Below are 17,827 nucleotides of genomic sequence, written 5' to 3' on the forward strand. Positions count from 1 at the left end.
ACCATCCCCATGCCGTACATCACCGTGGGCCAGGAGAACACCAACCCCGTCGAGCTGTACTTCGAGGACCGGGGGGCCGGGCAGCCGGTCGTCCTCATCCACGGCTTCCCGCTCGACGGCCACTCCTGGGAGCGCCAGAGCGCCGCGCTGCTCGAAGCCGGCTACCGCGTGATCACCTACGACCGCCGCGGGTTCGGGCAGTCCTCGCAGCCGACCACCGGCTACGACTACGACACCTTCGCGGCCGACCTGAACACCGTCATGGAGACCCTCGACCTGAAGGACGCCGTCCTGGTCGGGTTCTCCATGGGCACCGGCGAGGTCGCCCGCTACGTCTCCGCGTACGGCTCCGGGCGCGTCGCCAAGGTGGCCTTCCTGGCCTCGCTGGAGCCCTGCCTGCTCCAGAGCGACGACAACCCGGACGGCGTCGCCCCGAAGGAGTTCTTCGACGGGGTCGTGGCCGCCGTCAAGGCCGACCGCTACGCCTACTACACGGCCTTCTTCAACGACTTCTACAACCTCGACGAGAACCTCGGCATCCGGATCAGCGAGGAGGCCGTCCGCAACAGCTGGGACACCGCCGCCCGCGGGGGCTCCGTCGCCGCGTCCGCCGCGCCGGCGACCTGGTACACCGACTTCCGCGCCGACATCCCCGCCATCGACGTGCCGGCCCTGATCCTGCACGGCACCGCCGACCGCATCCTGCCGGCCGAGGGCACCGCGCGCCCCTTCCACAAGGCGCTCCCGTCGGCCGACTACGTCGAGATCGAGGGCGCCCCGCACGGTCTGCTGTGGACCCACGCCGAAGAGGTCAACACCGCCCTCCTCGCCTTCCTGGCGAAGTGACACCCGCACCGCCGACCCACCGGGGTGACGCCGGAGCCCCCGGCGCCGCCCCGGCCCCGGTTCCCGGCGCGGGAACCGCACGAGCTCAAGAGAGCGGACACCCCATGCAGTTCGGCATCTTCACCGTCGGCGACGTGACCCCCGACCCCACCAGCGGCCGCACCCCGACCGAACACGAGCGCATCAAGGCGATGGTCGCCATCGCCCTCAAGGCCGAGGAAGTCGGCCTGGACGTCTTCGCGACGGGCGAGCACCACAACCCGCCGTTCGTCCCGTCATCGCCCACGACCCTGCTCGGCCACATCGCCGCCCGCACCGAGAAGCTGATCCTCTCCACGTCCACGACGCTGATCACCACCAACGACCCGGTGAAGATCGCCGAGGACTACGCGATGCTCCAGCACCTGGCCGACGGCCGGGTCGACCTGATGCTGGGCCGCGGCAACACCGGTCCGGTCTACCCGTGGTTCGGACAGGACATCCGCCAGGGCGTCAGCCTGGCCAAGGAGAACTACGCGCTGCTGCGCAGGCTGTGGCGCGAGGACGTCGTCGACTGGGAGGGCACCTTCCGTACGCCGCTCCAGGCCTTCACCTCGACACCCCGGCCGCTGGACGGCGTGCCGCCCTTCGTGTGGCACGGATCCATCAGGTCCCCCGAGATCGCGGAGCAGGCCGCCTACTACGGCGACGGCTTCTTCCACAACAACATCTTCTGGCCCGCCGACCACACCAGGCGCATGGTGCAGCTCTACCGGCGCCGGTTCGCGCACCACGGGCACGGCAGGCCCGAGGACGCCATCGTGGGCCTGGGCGGACAGGTCTTCATGCGCAAGAACTCCCAGGACGCCGTGCGGGAGTTCCGCCCCTACTTCGACAATGCCCCGGTGTACGGCCACGGCCCCTCGCTGGAGGAGTTCACCGAGCAGACCCCGCTGACCGTGGGCTCTCCGCAGCAGGTCATCGAGCGGACCCTGTCGTTCCGGGAGAGTGTCGGCGACTACCAGCGCCAGCTGTTCCTGATGGACCACGCGGGCCTGCCGCTGAAGACCGTCCTCGAACAGCTGGACATCCTCGGCGAGGAGGTCGTGCCCGTGCTGCGGCGGGAATTCGCCCAGGGGCGTCCGGCCGACGTGCCGCAGGCCCCCGTGCACGCGTCGCTCCGCGCCGCCTCGGAGGTGTCCGCCGCGTGAAGCTGGTCGTCGTCTCCGCGGGGCTGAGCACCCCCTCCTCCACCCGCCTGCTCGCGGACCGGCTCGCCGAGGCGGCCCGCGACGGGCTCACCGCCCTCGGGCGGCCGCCGTCGACCGAGGGCGTGGAGCTGCGGGAGGTGGCCGGTGACATCGCGAACCACCTCGTGACCGGTTTTCCGCCGCCGCGCCTCAGTGCCGCGATCGACGCCGTGACCGCGGCCGACGGGCTGATCGTGGTGACTCCCGTGTTCGCGGCTTCCTACAGCGGTCTCTTCAAGTCCTTCTTCGACGTGATCGATCCGGCCGCCCTCTCCGGGAAGCCGGTCCTGACCGCGGCGACGGGCGGTACCGCCCGCCACTCCCTGGTCCTCGAACACGCCCTGCGCCCGCTCTTCGCGTACCTGCGCGCCGTCGTCGTCCCCACCGCGGTGTTCGCGGCCTCCGAGGACTGGGGCTCGGGGGCGGACGAGTACACCGACGGCCTTCCCGGCCGCGTCCGCCGGGCCGGCGCCGAGCTCGCCGCGCTCATGGCGGCCCGCCCGGCCGGTGAGGAGCCCGAGGACGACGTCACCGTCCTCGAACGGCAACTCGCCGACCTGCGCTTCGACTGAGACGGGCCCCCGGGGCCGGGCCACGGCGCCGTGGTGCGCATGGTTCATACTGTTCCGCCTGATGAGCGCGAACCGAGTGACGACGAGAACCGTGCCCGGGGAACGCGAGGACGTACGGACACCGCTGCGCGGCCGGGACGCCGAAATGGCGTTCATCGGGGCGCGGCTCGACGCGCTCGACCGCGGCGAAGGCGGCATCATCCGGGTCGAGGGCCCCGTCGGCACCGGCAGGACCAGGATCCTCGCGGAGTCCGCGGCAGCCGCGAGGCGGCGCGGGACGAGGGTGTTCGAGGGAGCGGCGGACCCCGACGAGCAGTCCGTGCCGCTCGGCCCGCTCCTGGACGGCCTGCTCTCCGGCGAGGCACCGCTCTCGGGTGCCGTCCGCCTCAGGGACCTCGCCACGACGCCCGGCCGGCGTTTCTGGCTGCTCCAGGAACTGGGGGACCGGCTGCGGGAGACGGCGCGCAACGGTCCCCTGCTGGTCGTCCTCGACGACCTCCAGTGGTGCGACGACCTGACCCTCCTGACCGTCAACACCCTCGCGGCCAGACTCTCGTCGCACGCCATCCTGTGGCTGATCGCCGTGCGCGGCGGCAGCGTGCCGTCGGGAGTGCGGACGACCCTGGACCGGATCCGGCGCGCGGGCGCGCACGAGCTGGCGCTGGGAGCGCTGGACGACCGGGCCACCGCACGGATCACCGAGGACGTCCTCGGAGCCGCTCCCGGCCCGGACGTCCTGCGCCTCGCCCGGCGCGCCGAAGGAGTCCCGCAGCTGCTGGTCGAACTGCTCGGTTCGCTGCGGGAGGCGGTGACGATCGAGCACGGCACGGCCGGGCTGCCGGCGGGCGCACCCGCCCCACGGGAGCTCCCGTCCGTCGTGCGCCGCCTCGGCCTGCTCTCCGACGAGGCGCGCGAACTGGTGCGGACGGCGGCCGCGGTGGGCGGCCCGGTCACCGTCGCCCTGCTGGCCGACCTGCTCGGCAGGTCCCCGGCGGCGCTCATCACCGCCGTCCGGGAATCCCTCGACGCCGACCTGCTCACCGAAAGCGCCGATCGCCTGGCCTTCCGCCACGCTCTGGTCCGCGAGGCGGTCGAAGCCGGACTTCCCCTGCCCCTGCGGCGGGCCCTGCGCGATCGAGCCGCCGGGCCGGCGCCGGGGAGCACTGCCTCACCCGCCGAGCGTCCCGTCCCGTCGGCCGATGGGACGGCCCCACCGGCAGGTGCGACGCAAGCCGGGAAGGAGATACCGGGAGACGAGACGGAGGCCGGCCGGCTGCGCGCCGCTGCGGCGGAACTCGCGGCCACCGACCCGGGAGCCGCCGCGGAGTGCTGCCTCAAGGCCCTGGAACTCACCGCCCCGGACGCTCCGGACCGGCCGAGGGCCATCGCCGAGACGATCCCGCTGCTCTGGCAGACCGGCCGGGCCGCCCGGGCGCGCGAGCTGGGGGCCTCGGCTCTGGCGGGCGGCGCTCTGCGACCCGAGGACGAGGCGCGCGTACGCCTCGCCCTGGCACGCCTCGCCGTACCGTTCGACTTCTCGGAGGCCGTCCGCCAGGCCCGCGCCGGGGCGGCGCTGCCCGGGATCCCCGTGGAGATGAGGGGGCGCCTGCTCGCCATGCTCGCCGTCGGGCTGTCGATGTCGGGGGAGCACTCGGCCGCCGAGCAGGTGGCCGCGCAGGCGTGGGAGGCCGCGGCGGCGGCGGGGGACCGCTCCGCCGAGGCCACGCTGACGACGGTCCGCTCGGCCGCGAGTTTCCACCGCATGGACCTGGCCGAGGCGTTCCGGCAGGCCGAGCGGGCCGCGGCGCTGGCCGACGCCCTGGGCGTCAGCACCTCGCTGTGGGTTCCGGAGGCCTTGTGGCACGCCCTCCTGTCGCACACCACCGGACGCTCGGCGCAGGCGCTCGCCGCCGCGGAGGAGGGCATCCGGATCACCCGGGAGCAGGGCCGGACGGCGGCCACCCGCATGTGGCTCATGACCCGCTCCCGCATCCTCCTGGAGGCCGGGCGGCTGGCGGAGGCCCGGGCCGACGCCGAAGCCGCGTCCGCCTCCGCGGCGGCCGACGATCCGGGCCCGGGCAACCTCGCCGACGTCACGCTCCGGTACGTGATGATGCGCGTCGCCCTGCACACCGACGACCGGCGGACCGCGCGCGCGTACGCGGCGCAGGCGAGGCGGATGCGCAGCGACGCCGCACCCGTCGTCCGGTACTTCGGCTCCTGGATGCTGGCGCTGCTGGCGGACTCCGAAGGCCGGCCCGACCGGGCCGTCGCCGCACTCGACGAGGTGACGACCTCGCCCGCCGCGGACCGGCCGGCCTACGCCGGCCTGATCGACCCCGCCGACGCCCCGGTCCTCGTCCGCCTGGCGCTGCGCGGCGGCGCCCCCGACCGGGCCGCGCAGGCAGTGGCCCTGGCCGAGCGGCTCGCCGTGCTCAACCCCGGCCTCGCGTTCCTCGCCGCCGCGGCCGCGCACGCCCGCGGGCTCCTCGACAACGACCTCGCCACGCTCGTACGCGCGGCCCGTCTGTACGAGGACTGCCCCCGGCCGCTGGCCCGGGCGTCGGCACTGGAGGACGTGGGACGCAAGCTGGCGCTCACCCGCGTGTCCGAAGCGGTGCCGGACTTCGACACGGCCCTCGCGCTCTACGCGCGAGCGGGCGCCGCACGGGACGTCGCCCGCGTCCGCCGGCGCCTGCGGGCCGCCGGTGTCCGGCGCCGGCCCGCGGCGCCCGGACTCTCCTGCGAGTGGCCCGAGTTGACGGCCGCGGAGCTGCGGGTGGTACGGCTCGTCGCCCGGGGCCTGGCCAACCGGCAGGTGGCCGAGGACCTCTCCCTCTCGCCGCACACGGTGGGTTCGCACCTGCGCCGGGCCTTCACCAAGCTGGGCGTCACCTCCCGCGGGGAGCTGACCCGGCTGGCGAAGCAGCGTGACGACGGAGAGTAGTCGCTTCGTATCCCCCGGGGGCCCCGGGGCAATGGACGATTCGTGCGATGTGCCGACGCCGTCGTTTCCTCAGAATGATCAAAGCCGCGGAAGCCAGAAGTCCGCGGGGAACCGGTCACGAGAGGAACAGCGCATGACGGCAAGGCTCCAGCGAGCCCGCCCCGGCAGTCCCGAGCTCCAGGCGCTCGTCGACGAGCTCGCGGAGCGGCTCGGCCGGTCCGTCGCCGTCGACGACCCGCTGGTCCGCATGGTCTGCACCAGCCGTCACTTCGGCGACGAGGACCCGGTGCGCATCGGCACGCTGTTGCAGGGCCGCGCCGACAACGCGGCCATCCGCTACGTCCTCGCGCAGGGCGTGACCCGGTGGTCCAGGCCCGGATTCATCGACGGCCGTGACGATCTCGGACTGCTGCCCCGGTACGTCGCGCCCCTGCGCGAGCGCGGACACCTTCTCGGACTGCTCCTGGTGGTCGTGCCCGACAAGACCCTCGCGGAGCACGAGACACGTGCCATCGCCGGGGCCGCGGACGCCATGGCCGCCCTGATGCACGGCGAGCGCATCGCCACCGACTCCCGGAAGGCCGACGAGCGGGACCTCGTCCGCGCACTCGTCGGCGCCGACGTCGCCGCCCGCACCACCGCACGGCGGCGCGGCGAGGAACGGGGACTGCTCGGAGCGGCCGGGCACGTCATGGTCACCGTCGTCCAGCTCGGCTGCGCGACCGAGCTCGTGCAGCAGTCCGAGGCGGCCCTGTGGGGGGCGCTGGAGGTGGTGCGCCAGACGCGTTCGGCCCAGGCCCTGATCGCGGTCGGCACCGAGCGGGCGACCCTGCTCCAGCTGCGCGACCGCCCACCGCTCCCGGAGGAGGTCACCGCGCAGTCCGCCCGCATCCTGGACGAACTCCGCACGTTCCTGGGCCCGTCGGCGGATCCCGTGATCGGTGTCGGCGGCCGGCATCCGGCCCTGGACGACGCCTGGACCTCGTACGAGCAGGCGCTCGTGGCGGCGCGCGCGGCACGCCGCCTGCCCACCCTGAAGGGCGTCGGCGACTGGGAGCTGCTCGGGGAGCTCGCGGTGCTCCTCCAGCTGCCCGAACACGCCCTGAACGCGTCCCTGGTCCCGAAGGCGCTCCGGAGCCTGAGCGGCGCCCATGGCGGCGACCGCCTGCGGGACACCCTGCGCTGCTTCCTGGAACACGCCGGATCGATTCCCCGCACCGCGGACACGCTGGGCATCCACCGGACCTCGCTCTACTACCGGCTGCGCCAGATCCAGGAGATCACCGGCCTGGACCTCGACGAAGGCGCCCACCGGCTCACCCTGCACCTCGGACTGAGGATCCAGGAACTCCTTCCCCGGGCCGGGGAGAGCGCCGCCTGAGCGCGACCCGCTTCGACAACGCGACCCGCTTCGACAAAGCGAGAAGGATCCACGGCCCGATTCCTACAGCGCGCGGTGGTGCGGGCGGCGGGCCCCGTTCGATGATGTCCGTGAGGGCGGGACCGCGAGGTACCGCCTCTGACCAGGGGAGAGGTCATGCAGGAACTGATCACGACGGACGGCGCGCGGCTCGCGTACCAGGACACCGGCGGCGAGGGCGTCCCCCTCGTGATGCTGCACGGCTGGGGGCAGACGCAGGCGATGTTCCGCCACCAGAGCGAGGGCCTGGCGCCCGGCCGCCGCGTGGTCACCGTCGACTTCCGCGGCCACGGGAAGTCCGCCAAGCCCCGTCACGGCTACCGCATCGCCCGGCTCTCGCGCGATGTGCTCGAACTCGTCGACCACCTCGGCCTCGACCGGTTCGACGCACTGGGCTGGTCCATGGGCGTCTCGGTGTGGTGGAGCTTCATCGACCAGTACGGGACCGGACGCATCCGGCGCTTCGTCGCCGTCGACCAGCCCGCGGCGGTCGCCGCCGTGCCCTGGATGACGGGAGGGGAACAGCGCGACTGCGGTGCCATCTTCGACGTGTCGGGACTGCTGTACCTGGGGGCGGCCCTCGCGGGACCGGAGGGCGACACGGTCCGCGCCGACTTCGTGCGCGGGATGTTCTCCGGCGAGCCGGATGCCGAGCTGCTGGCCTTCGTCCACGAGGAGATCCGGTCCACACCCGCCCACGCTGGCGTACCCCTGCTGTTCGACCACTGCGCGCAGGACTGGCGCGACGTCCTTCCCCGCATCGATGTGCCGACCCTGGTGATCGGCTGCGAGGGAAGCCATGTGCACCCGGATTCGCAGCGCTTCGTCGCCGAGCGGATCCCCGGCGCACGCCTGCACGTCTTCCCCTCCGACGTGGCGAACTCGCACTTCGCCTTCCTGGAGAACCCGCCGGCCTTCAACGCCGTGGTGGAGAAGTTCCTGGCCGAGGAGCCGGCGAACGGCGCGTGAATCCCCCTCCGTCCGCCCCCCACCCACCACCCGCCCACCCACGGCTAGGAAACCCCATGACCCCCGCACTGATGTCCCGTGCGCCCGCACGGGTTCCCCGGCAGGCGCCCCGACCGGCCCCCCCTTCCCCTTCCGCCTCCCCTTCCGCCTCCGCCCCCTCCTCCCGCTCGGGGTGGCTGGTCCGGATGCTCTCCGACATGCCGGAGACGGACGACCGGAACCACATCTACCTCGGCGTCCACGTCCGCGGTCCCGTCGCCGTCGTCCACGGGCGCGCCGAGACCCTGCTGGAGGCGAACGACCTTGTCTTCTGCGATCCGGCACGGCAGCACCTGCTGCGGTTCGGCGAGGACTGCCGGATGATCTTCTTCCGGGTGCCCCGCTGCTATCTGGGCGTCACGGAGCCGGAACTGGACCAGGTGGTCGGCGTACCGGTACGCGGCGGGGAGGGGATCGGGGCGCTGGCGTCCGAGTTCCTGACGGCGCTCGCCGCCGAGGCCGAGTCCCGCCGGTCCGCGATCGGGGACCGGCGCGCCCGGACGGCCGTACACCTGCTCTCCGTCCTGGTCATGGAGCTCCTGGAGGCGGACACGACGGACGGGGCCGCCGGGGACGCGTCCGGGGCCGGCCACGAGATGCTCGCCCGTATCCACGGCTACATCGAAGAACACCTGATGGATCCGGACCTCTCGCCGGAGTCGATCGCCCGCGCCCACCACATCTCCGTCCGCTACCTGCAGAAGCTCTTTCAGAACGACGGGAGCACGGTCAGCCAATGGGTGAGGCAGCGCAGGCTGGAGTTCTGCCGCATCGAACTGGGCCGCACCCACCGGCGGACCACCATGGCCGCGGTGGCGCACCGCTGGGGCTTCAGCAGCCCGTCGCACTTCAGCCGCACGTTCCGCGGGGCCTACGGCATGAGCCCCAGCGAATGGCAGACGCTGGCGACCTCGGCCTTCGCGTCACCGGCTGCCGACGCCCTTGGCGCGCAAGCGCGTTGAGGCGCGTGTGCACCGTCATGACAGCGCGGATGCGCGCACCTGCAACAGGTGCCGCTTCCACGGCCCTACCGTGAGCAACCGTCGCACGGACCTCTTTCCGCACTCCGGGCCGCGCCCCGACCGTCTGACGACGCCCGCCCGTGGCCCGACACCGAGAAGAGAACTCGCATGCCCCACCCCACCGTTGTCCTGGTGCACGGTGCCTTCGCCGACGCGACGGGCTGGATAGGCGTCATCTCGGAACTGCGGAGCAGTGGAATCCCGGTGATCGCCCCCTCGAACCCGCTGCGGGGCCTGGCGTCGGACGCCGCCTACCTCGCCTCCGTCCTGGCCCAGGTCGACGGCCCGGCCGTCCTCGTAGGCCACGCCTACGGCGGTGCGCTGATCACCGTGGCGGGCACGGCGCAGAACGTCGTCGCACTGGTCTACGTGGCCGCCTACGTACCCCACGAGGGCGAGAGCGTCGGGCGGCTCCAGGGCAACTTCCCCGCCTCCCCGCTGACGGGCCACCTGAAGGAGTGGACGTACCCGCTGCCCGACGGCGACTCGGCGGTCGAGGTCACCATCGAGGAGACGGCGTTCCCCTCCGTCTTCGCGGCGGACGTCCCCGAGAACGTCGCCGCCGTCCTGGCCGCCGCCCAACGCCCCCTCGCCGCAGCCGCCTTCACCGAAACCGCGTCCGCGGCGGCGTGGCGGACCAAACCGTCCTGGGCCCTGGTGGCCGGCGCGGACCGCACGATCGCCCCCGAGGTCCAGCGCTTCGGCGCCGCCCGCGCCGGCGCCGTCGTCGTCGAACTCCCGGAAGCCTCCCACGCCGTCCTCCTGTCGGAGCCCACCCGGGTGGCCGACCTGATCAGGCAGGCGGTACGGGCGACGGCGAGCTGACCGACGGGCCTCCGCTGGCAACGGGACCGGCCCAGCCATGAGGAGTGGTTGCTGCAACGGAGCCGACGTACGGACTTACAGCCAGTCGCGCTTCTTGAAGACGACGTACAGGCTGACGCAGACCACCGCCATCAGGAGGACGGCGAAGGGGTAGCCGACCGCCCACTTGAGCTCGGGCATCCTCTCGAAGTTCATGCCGTAGATCGTTCCCACCAACGTGGGTGCAAACAGAATGGCGGCCCACGAGGAGATCTTCTTGATCTCCTCGTTCTGTTCGAAGCCGGCTTCTGCCAGGGCGCGCATTTCGGCGTTCTGCTGTTGGGAGACCAGGGTGGCGTTGACCGTCAGGATTTCGGTCAGGGCCTGGCGGAAGCCGTCCACGCGTTCGCTCGTGTGGGTCACGTGGTCCGCGACGTCGCGGAGGTAGCGCTGGAGTTCCTCGTCCGTGCCGTACTTGGCGAAGCCCGCCATCAGGTTGTGGAGCATGCCGACCAGGGGGCGGGTGGCGCGCTGGAACTCGACCATTTCGCGGGAGAGTTCGTAGATGCGGCGCGATACCTCGGGGTCGCCGCGGAAGACCTCGGTCTCGATCTCGTCCATGTCGTTCTGGACGCCTTCGACGACCGGGGCGTAGCCGTCGACCACGTCGTCGAGGATCGCGTAGAGAGCCGCTTCCGGGCCGAGGGCCAGGAGTTCCGGGGTCGCCTCCATGCGGCGGCGGACCGCCGAGAGGTCGGGGGCCGCGCCGTGGCGGACGGTGATCAAGAAGTCCGGGCCCACGAAGATGTGCAGCTCGGCGAAGTCGACCTCCTCCAGGGCGTCCACGTAGCGGGCCGCGCGCAGGACGACGAAGAGGGTGTCGCCGTAGCGCTCCAGCTTGGGTCGCTGGTGGGCCTCCAGGGCGTCCTCGATGGAGAGGGGGTGGAGGTTGAACTCCGTGGCGAGGGAGTGCAGTTCGGGTTCGGTGGGCCGGTGCAGGCCGATCCATGCCATGCCGCCGGGCTGCTCGCGCAGGCGGCGGAAGGTCTCGGCGAGGCCGGTGGGGGAGGCGACCCTGCGGCCTGCGTGGTAGACGGCGGAGTCGACCACGGACCGGTGGGGGGCCGGGTCCGGGCCCGCCGGCGTGCGGCCGGAAGGGGGCGGCGGCGGTGTGGGGCGGCGGCGGTCGGGGCGCTCCGGCATCGGGGTCCGCTTCGGGTCAGTGGCCAGTGGTCAGTGGTCGGCGGTGAGTGGTCGGCGGTGAGTGGTGAGTGCTGAGTGTTTCCTTACGAGGCGCATGTGCAGGATATGCGGGAAATGGCCGGAATGCGGGTGGTAAGGGGATCGGGCGGGCCGGGTGGCGCGAGTGGGTCGTTGGGCTAGCGTGCCGTCATGGTCCCCCCGACGCCGCATCAGGCCGCCCGCGCGCAGCCGTCCGTTCCCGTGCTGGGTCCCCGCGCGCTGAACCGGGCCACGCTCGCCCGCCAGCTGCTCCTCGACCGGGCCGAGCGGTCGGCCCGGGACGCCGTCGCGCACCTGGTCGGGCTCCAGGCGCAGAACGTGAAGCCGCCCTACTACCAGCTGCACGCCCGGCTCGCCGGATTCCGTCCCGAAGAGCTGGCCGAGCTGATGGAAACGCGTCAGGTGGTGCGCATGGTGACGATGAGGTCGACCATCCACACGCACACCGCCGAGGACGCGCTCGCCCTGCGCCCCCTGGTCCAGCCCGCCCGGGACAGGGAGATCGCCGTCTTCCGCAAGGGGCTGGTCGGCGTCGACCTGGCGCGCCTCGCCCGGCTCGCGCGCGCCTTCGTCGAGGGTGACGAGCCCCGCACCATGGGGGAGATCGGGCAGGAACTGCTGCGCGAGTGGCCCGACGCCGATCCCCCGTCCCTGGCCACCGCCGCGCGCTGCGCCCTGCCCCTCGTCCAGGTCACCCCGCGGGGAGTGTGGGGGCGCAGCGGGCAGGTCCGGCTCACCACCCTGCACCACTGGCTCGGCCGCCCGGCCCCCGACGTACCCGCCACAGAGCCGGCGGAGTCCGCGTCAGCCGCGCCGCCCCTCGACGAGGTCGTCCTCCGCTACCTCGGCGCCTTCGGGCCGGCCTCCGTCAAGGACATGCAGGTCTGGGCCGGTCTCACCCGGCTGGGCGCGGCCTTCGAGCGGCTGCGGCCCCGGCTGCTCGTCTTCCGCGACGAGAACGGCGTGGAACTCTTCGACCTGCCCGACGCGCCCCGCCCCGATGCCGACGCGCCCGCGCCCCCGCGCTTCCTGCCCGAGTTCGACAACCTGCTCCTGTCCCACGCCGACCGCACCCGGGTGGTCCCCGCCGGCCTCAAGGGCCGGACGTGGAAGGGCAACCAGGCGTACCGCACGCTCCTCGTCGACGGATTCCTCGCCGGGGTGTGGAAGGAGACGGACGGCGTCCTGACCGTCGAACCGTTCCGGGAGCTCACCCGAGCCCAGCGCCAAGAGGTCATCGCCGAAGGGGAGTTGCTCCTCGACGCGATGGTGCGGCCCGCGGGAACGGCGGACGCCCCGCACGGCGGCGTGCGCTTCGGGTCAATCACCGGCTGACGCCGCTCTGGTGGTGCGTCCGGCGGGCACGGCACGATGCGTTCCATGACATCGAACGACGACGCGTCCGCCACCGCCACCGCACAGTTCCTCGCCGCCCGGGACTTCCTCCTGGAGCGGCGCGGCGCCTACGACGAGGCGTACGCGCACTTCACCTGGCCCCGGCCCGAGCGCTTCAACTGGGCCCTGGACTGGTTCGACCACATCGCGGCCGGGAACACCGCCGACGCCCTGCGCATCGTCGAGGAGGACGGGACGAGCGAGGGCGTCTCCTTCGCCGACATGGCCGTACGGTCGGACGTGGCCGCGAACTGGCTCCGCGGCCAGGGCGTCGCGGCGGGCGACCGCATCATCGTCATGCTCGGCAACCAGCGCGAGCTGTGGGAGGTCATGCTCGCCGCGATGAAACTGCGCGCGGTGGTCATCCCCGCCACCCCGCTGCTCGGCCCGGTCGACCTGCGCGACCGGGTCGAGCGCGGCCGCGCCCGCCACGTCATCGTGCGCGCCGAGGACACCGGGAAGTTCGCGGACGTACCGGGCGCCTACACGCGGATCGCCGCGGGGGACGAGGTACCGGCGGGCTGGCTGCGGCTGTCCGACATGTACGCGAGCCTGCCCGATACCGATGTGCCCGATACCGATGTGCCCCGCGCCGGTATGCCCGACGCCGCCCTGCCCCGCCCCGGCGCCGCCCCCCTCTTCACACCCGACGGGGAGACCCTGGCCGGGGACCCGCTGATGCTCTACTTCACCTCCGGCACCACCGCCCGGCCCAAGCTGGTGGAGCACACGCACGCCTCGTACCCGATCGGGCACCTGTCCACCATGTACTGGCTCGGCCTGCGCCCCGGGGACGTCCACCTCAACATCTCCTCGCCCGGCTGGGCCAAGCACGCCTGGTCCAACGTCTTCGCCCCCTGGAACGCGGGCGCCACCGTCTTCATCCACAACTACGCCCGCTTCGACGCCGAGCGGCTCATGGCGGAGATGGACCGCGGCGGCGTGACCTCCTTCTGCGCCCCGCCGACGGTGTGGCGGATGCTGATCCAGTCCGACCTCGGCGCGCTGCGCACCCCGCCGCGCGAGGCGGTCGCCGCCGGCGAACCCCTCAACCCCGAGGTGATCGACAAGGTCCGCCGGGCCTGGGGCGTGACCATCCGCGACGGCTTCGGGCAGACCGAGACCACGCTCCAGGTGGGCAACTTCCCCGGCGTTCCGGTCAAGCCCGGTTCGATGGGCCGCCCGGCGCCCGGATACAAGATCGTGCTGGTGGACCCGGTCACCGGCAAGGAATCCGCGGACGAGGGCGAGCTGTGCGTGGACCTGGCGACCCGCCCCGCGGGGGTCATGACCGGCTACCGCGACGACGAGGAGCGCACCGCCGAGGCGATGGCGGGCGGTGTCTACCGCACCGGTGACATCGCCTCGCGCGACGCGGCGGGCTACCTCACCTATGTCGGACGGGCCGACGACGTCTTCAAGGCCTCCGACTACAAGATCTCCCCGTTCGAGCTGGAGAGCGCCATGCTGGAGCACGAGGCGGTCGCGGAAGCCGCCGTCGTCCCGGCGCCGGACCCGCTGCGGCTCGCCGTGCCCAAGGCGTACATCGCCCTGGCGGCAGGCTGGGAGCCCGGGCCGGAGACGGCCCGGGCCCTGTTCGAGCACTCCCGCGCCGTGCTCTCCCCGTACAAGCGGATCCGGCGCATCGAATTCGCCGAGCTGCCGAAGACGGTGTCCGGCAAGATCCGCCGGGTGGAACTGCGCGAGCTGACCGCCCTGGGCGCGGGCCAGGAGTACGACGAGGGCGAAATGCGCTGACGACTGCCTGAACCTCGGGCGGCCGACCTCGGGCGGCCGACCTCAGGCGGCCAGGAGGGCCTCGATGGCGGCGACGACCTCAGGGGCCTCCGGCTCGGTGCGCGGACGGAAGCGGCCGACGACCTCGCCGTCGGGGGAGATCAGGAACTTCTCGAAGTTCCACTGGATGTCGCCCGCCTCGCCCTCGGCGTCGGCGGTCTTCACCAGCTCCGCGTACAGCGGGTGCCGGTTCTCCCCGTTGACCTCGGACTTCTCCAGCATGGGGAAGGTGACACCGAAGCCGGTGGCGCAGAACGTCTGGATGTCGTCCGCCGTACCGGGCTCCTGGCCGCCGAACTGGTTGCACGGTACGCCGATCACCGTGAAGCCCTTGTCCGCGTAGGTGGACTGGAGCCGGGCCAGCCCCGAGTACTGCGGGGTGAGGCCGCACTGCGAGGCGGTGTTCACGAGCAGGATCGCCTTGCCCTTGTACGCCGCGAGGCTGGTGGGCTCGTCGGACAGGGTGGTCAGCGGAATGTCGTACAGGCTCAAGACGCTCTCCTTGGAAGGCAGGACTGGCACTCCCGCCAACAACGCGAGGGCCCCGCGTGTTCCGCGCCCACCGGTCAGTACGGCGCCCCCGTCACCACCAGCGCGTCCGCCGCGTCGTTCACCGGCTGCGGCATCCCGGTCAGGTCCATGACGAACAGCGGGATGCCCAGGTCGTCCGCCCGCGCCCGGCCGTCCTCCGTATATCCGGCCAGGGAGAAGTAGACGCTGGTGGCGGAGGCGGTCAGGCCGTTCAGCCACACGCACTCCACCGCCCGCAGCCCGGCCGCTGACGTCGTCGGATCCACCTGCGCCACCAGGCCGGGCGCCCGCAGGTCGACTGCCGCCGAGGGCACCGGGCGCGTGTCGGGCCGGCGTACGTCCCGGAAGCCGAGCCAGCGCAGGTACAGCGCGGCCGTCGACACCGCGTCGCGGGCGGTACGAATGGTCACCGGGCGGAAAGCGGGCCGTACCGAGGGCGCCGCCGACGGCTCCGGCGCGGGTACGGGCACCTGCGCGGCCCCCTCGCCCCCTGGCCCCATCGGCCCGCGCCGCTCCGCCGGGCCCACCGCCTCCGCCCGGCCCACCGCCTCCGCCGCGAGGACCGCGAGCCGTACCACCGTCCCGCACGCCGCGCACCCCGCCTCCGGCTGCGGCCACTCGCTCACCCGCCCGCACGCCGCGCACCGCACCGACACCCACGCCTCCGACCAGGTGCGGTGCGTCAGCGGCCGGGGCGGCGCGGAGCGGTCCAGGGGCGGGGCGACCGGGCTGCCGCACGCACAGGGGAAGACCGGAGCGGTGTAGCCGTTCTCGCGCAGGCACGCCGGGCAGCGCACCGGAACCGATTCCGCCATGAGCTGTGTGCCCCCTCCGTCGCTGTGCGTGGGTCCATGCTCCACCACCCGCGACCGTCCGGGGGGTGGGTCGGCCATCTCCGTGCCCGTCCGCGTCCCCGGCCCGGCCCTTCGTACAACTCACCGAGCGGATCGCGGCTTTTGGTGGGTTCCGGGGTTCTCCACCGCCTTGACGATCGGGAACTCGCCGCTTAGCTTGTTCCGTATAGCAGAACAAAACTTCCGGATTACGGAAAAGCCTGACCGCCTGACCCGCAGGAGTACTCGATGCCTCGTATGACAGCCGCCGCCGCTGCAGTGGAGATCCTCAAGCGTGAAGGTGTCGCGCAAGCGTTCGGCGTGCCCGGCGCTGCCATCAACCCCTTCTACCGCGAGCTGAAGAACGTCGGTGGCATCAAGCACACCCTCGCCCGGCACGTCGAGGGCGCCTCGCACATGGCCGAGGGCTACACCCGCACCGCTCCCGGCAACATCGGTGTCTGCATCGGTACGTCCGGCCCCGCCGGCACCGACATGATCACCGGCCTCTACTCGGCCATCGCGGACTCGATCCCGATCCTGTGCATCACCGGCCAGGCCCCGGTCGCCAAGCTGCACAAGGAAGACTTCCAGGCCGTCGACATCGCCTCGATCGCCAAGCCGGTCACCAAGGCGGCGACCACGGTCCTGGAGGCCGCCCAGGTCCCCGGCGTCTTCCAGCAGGCGTTCCACCTCATGCGCTCCGGCCGCCCCGGCCCGGTCCTCATCGACCTCCCCATCGACGTCCAGCTGACGGAGATCGAGTTCGACCCGGAGACCTACGAGCCGCTGCCGGTCTACAAGCCGCAGGCGACCCGCGCGCAGGCGGAGAAGGCGATCCGGTTCCTCCTGGACTCCGAGAAGCCGCTGATCGTCGCCGGTGGCGGCATCATCAACGCCGACGCCTCCGCGCTGCTCGTCGAGTTCGCCGAGCTGACCGGCACGCCGGTCATCCCGACCCTCATGGGCTGGGGCATCATCGCGGACGACCACGAGCTGAACGCGGGCATGGTCGGCCTGCAGACCTCGCACCGCTACGGCAACGAGAACCTGCTCGCCTCCGACTTCGTCCTCGGCATCGGCAACCGGTGGGCCAACCGTCACACCGGTGACCTGGCCGTCTACACCAGGGACCGCAAGTTCGTCCACGTCGACATCGAGCCGACCCAGATCGGCAAGATCTTCGCGCCGGACTTCGGTTTCGCGTCCGACGCGAAGCGCGCGCTGGAGCTGTTCATCGAGGTCGCCAAGGAGCTGAAGGCCGAGGGCAGGCTCCCCGACCGTTCGGCGTGGGCCGCGGAGACGCAGGAGCGCAAGGCGACCCTCCAGCGACGCACGCACTTCGACAACATCCCCATGAAGCCGCAGCGCGTCTACGAGGAGATGAACAAGGCGTTCGGCCCCGAGACCCGCTACGTCACCACCATCGGTCTGTCCCAGATCGCCGGTGCGCAGATGCTGCACGTCTACAAGCCGCGCCACTGGATCAACTGCGGCCAGGCCGGCCCGCTCGGCTGGACGATCCCGGCCGCGCTCGGTGTCGCCACCGCCGACCCGACGACCCCGGTCGTCGCGCTCTCCGGTGACTACGACTTCCAGTTCATGCTGGAGGAGCTGGCCGTCGGGGCGCAGCACAACATCCCCTACGTCCACGTGCTGGTCAACAACGCCTATCTCGGCCTGATCCGCCAGGCGCAGCGCGGCCTGGACATCAACTTCCAGGTCAACCTGGAGTTCGAGAACATCAACTCCCCGGAGCTGGGCGTCTACGGCGTCGACCACGTCAAGGTCGTCGAGGGCCTGGGCTGCAAGGCCATCCGCGTGACGGACCCGAACGAGCTGGGCGCGGCCCTGGAGCAGGCCAAGAAGCTCGCCGCCGAGTTCCGCGTCCCGGTCGTCGTCGAGGCGATCCTGGAGCGCGTCACCAACATCTCGATGGGCGCCGCCGGCATCGACGCCATCAACGAGTGGGAAGAGATCGCGACCGAGCCGGGCCACGCCCCGACCGCCATCCGCCCGCTGGTCTGAGCCACCGGCCCGACCCGTCCGGCCGAGCCGCAAGAGAAGGCCCCCGCCCCTCCGCAAGCTTGGGTTCTAGGAGTCGTCGCAACACCCCAGTTCAAGGGGTGCGATGGAGTTCGAGATCCGCAAGGTGCGGTCGGTGGCCCAAGGCCCGAGGAA

14 protein-coding genes are annotated in these 17,827 nt (G+C 72.4%); 11 read left to right on the forward strand and 3 right to left on the reverse strand.

All coding sequences use genetic code 11. The annotated features are described in order from the left end of the window. Positions 1-9: 9 nt before the first annotated feature. From ABZY31_RS26245 to ABZY31_RS26280, 8 genes are all read left to right on the forward strand, one after another. A complete protein-coding gene (locus ABZY31_RS26245; RefSeq protein WP_356414690.1) occupies positions 10-846 on the forward strand; it encodes an alpha/beta hydrolase in 837 nt (278 codons plus the stop codon). Between the two features lie 104 nt (positions 847-950). Further along, positions 951-2,036, forward strand: a complete 1,086-nt coding sequence (locus ABZY31_RS26250; protein ID WP_356414693.1) for an LLM class flavin-dependent oxidoreductase — start codon at positions 951-953, stop codon at positions 2,034-2,036. After that, positions 2,033-2,647: an FMN reductase gene (locus tag ABZY31_RS26255; protein WP_356414696.1), complete on the forward strand. Its 615-nt coding sequence runs from the start codon at positions 2,033-2,035 to the stop codon at positions 2,645-2,647. The genes ABZY31_RS26250 and ABZY31_RS26255 overlap by 4 nt, the downstream gene beginning before the upstream one ends. Positions 2,648-2,708: 61 nt before the next feature. Continuing rightward, positions 2,709-5,594: an AAA family ATPase gene (locus ABZY31_RS26260; protein ID WP_356414698.1), complete on the forward strand. Its 2,886-nt coding sequence runs from the start codon at positions 2,709-2,711 to the stop codon at positions 5,592-5,594. Between the two features lie 133 nt (positions 5,595-5,727). After that, the gene (locus tag ABZY31_RS26265; RefSeq protein WP_356414701.1) at positions 5,728-6,975 is read left to right on the forward strand and encodes a helix-turn-helix domain-containing protein; all 1,248 of its coding nucleotides are present in this window, start codon (positions 5,728-5,730) and stop codon (positions 6,973-6,975) included. Between the two features lie 156 nt (positions 6,976-7,131). After that, entirely contained in the window at positions 7,132-7,983 is an 852-nt protein-coding gene (locus ABZY31_RS26270; protein ID WP_356414704.1) for an alpha/beta hydrolase, read from the forward strand. Between the two features lie 197 nt (positions 7,984-8,180). Further along, positions 8,181-8,984 (forward strand): helix-turn-helix domain-containing protein, encoded by an 804-nt coding sequence (locus ABZY31_RS26275; protein ID WP_356414707.1) that lies wholly within the window; start codon positions 8,181-8,183, stop codon positions 8,982-8,984. A gap of 168 nt (positions 8,985-9,152) precedes the next feature. Next, complete coding sequence (locus ABZY31_RS26280) at positions 9,153-9,869, forward strand: alpha/beta hydrolase (RefSeq protein ID WP_356414710.1); 717 nt, start codon at positions 9,153-9,155, stop codon at positions 9,867-9,869. Positions 9,870-9,944: 75 nt separating this feature from the next. Here ABZY31_RS26280 and ABZY31_RS26285 read toward each other — a convergent pair whose 3' ends face one another. Beyond that, positions 9,945-11,051, reverse strand: a complete 1,107-nt coding sequence (locus tag ABZY31_RS26285; protein WP_356414712.1) for a magnesium and cobalt transport protein CorA — start codon at positions 11,049-11,051, stop codon at positions 9,945-9,947. Positions 11,052-11,240: 189 nt separating this feature from the next. Here ABZY31_RS26285 and ABZY31_RS26290 point away from each other — a divergent pair, with 189 nt between their 5' ends. Continuing rightward, on the forward strand, positions 11,241-12,425 hold the full coding sequence (locus ABZY31_RS26290; protein WP_356414715.1) for a winged helix DNA-binding domain-containing protein: 1,185 nt from the start codon (positions 11,241-11,243) through the stop codon (positions 12,423-12,425). A gap of 45 nt (positions 12,426-12,470) precedes the next feature. Next, complete coding sequence (locus ABZY31_RS26295; RefSeq protein WP_356414718.1) at positions 12,471-14,243, forward strand: AMP-binding protein; 1,773 nt, start codon at positions 12,471-12,473, stop codon at positions 14,241-14,243. 42 nt (positions 14,244-14,285) lie between these two features. On the opposite strand, the gene ABZY31_RS26300 is transcribed toward ABZY31_RS26295, so the two are convergent. Further along, positions 14,286-14,774, reverse strand: a complete 489-nt coding sequence (locus ABZY31_RS26300) for a glutathione peroxidase (protein ID WP_356414721.1) — start codon at positions 14,772-14,774, stop codon at positions 14,286-14,288. 74 nt (positions 14,775-14,848) lie between these two features. Continuing rightward, entirely contained in the window at positions 14,849-15,628 is a 780-nt protein-coding gene (locus ABZY31_RS26305) for a hypothetical protein (protein ID WP_356414723.1), read from the reverse strand. Between the two features lie 267 nt (positions 15,629-15,895). On the opposite strand from ABZY31_RS26305, the gene gcl reads away from it, so the two are divergent. Next, entirely contained in the window at positions 15,896-17,674 is a 1,779-nt protein-coding gene (gcl, locus tag ABZY31_RS26310; protein ID WP_356414726.1) for a glyoxylate carboligase, read from the forward strand. The last annotated feature ends 153 nt before the right edge of the window (positions 17,675-17,827 follow it).

It is taken from the genome of Streptomyces sp. NPDC006529, from assembly GCF_040611795.1.
Classification (GTDB): Bacteria; Actinomycetota; Actinomycetes; order Streptomycetales; family Streptomycetaceae; genus Streptomyces.